Source organism: Curtobacterium luteum, assembly GCF_001475545.1.
GTDB lineage: Bacteria > Actinomycetota > Actinomycetes > Actinomycetales > Microbacteriaceae > Curtobacterium > Curtobacterium luteum_A.
The window spans coordinates 1-687 of sequence record NZ_LDQC01000155.1; the positions used below are offsets into that span (position 1 = coordinate 1).

Sequence of the window (687 nt, forward strand, 5' to 3'; positions counted from 1 at the left end):
GTGTGACACTGTCCACAGCCCCGCCCCGTCGACGGGGTCGGTCCGGCAGGATGTCGGGGTGCCCCGCCCGCGCCTGCTGACGACCGACGACTGGCCGGAGGCTGAACTGCGGGCCGCGGTGCTCGCCGGTGAGCTCGTGTCGGTGGGACCGTGCTGGGCATCACCGGCCGAACCGCAGGACCCTGCGTTGCGTGCGGCCGCGGCCGCGTGGGCGCTGCCGGACGTCCGGCTCGTCGCCGCGCACCGCACCGCGGCGTGGGTGTGGGGTGCGGTCTCGCGACCGCCGCTCCCCCACGAGTGCGTCGTGCCCGCGCACGTCAGGCTCCGGGTCGACCCCGCGACGGTCCGGGTGCGCGAGGTCGCGCTGTCCCCGCACGACGTCACGGTCCTCGGTGGACTCCGGGTGACGACGCCGCTGCGGACCGGGATCGACCTGCTCCGGGCTCCCGGGCCGGCTGCCGGGGTGATGAACGTGGCGGACACCGAAGCGGTGCAGGGTCTCGTCGGCGCTGGTGTGGTCGGGACGGACGAGCTGCTGCTGGCCCTCCGTTCGCTCGGTGTCGTGCCGATGGCCCGGCAGGCCGAGCGGCGGCTCACCGCGATGTTCGGCGCCGGAGTGTTCGGCGCCGGAGCCATCTGACAACGCGACGCGACGTGCCGATGCGCGCCTCGCTGCCGGACGGCGTC

1 protein-coding gene is annotated in these 687 nt (G+C 75.5%); it reads left to right on the forward strand.

Annotation, left to right across the window (positions count from 1 at the left end; all coding sequences use genetic code 11):
• The first annotated feature begins 58 nt into the window (after positions 1 to 58).
• Positions 59 to 640, forward strand: a complete 582-nt coding sequence (locus NS184_RS16840; RefSeq protein WP_058727219.1) for a type IV toxin-antitoxin system AbiEi family antitoxin — start codon at positions 59 to 61, stop codon at positions 638 to 640.
• Positions 641 to 687: the final 47 nt, after the last annotated feature.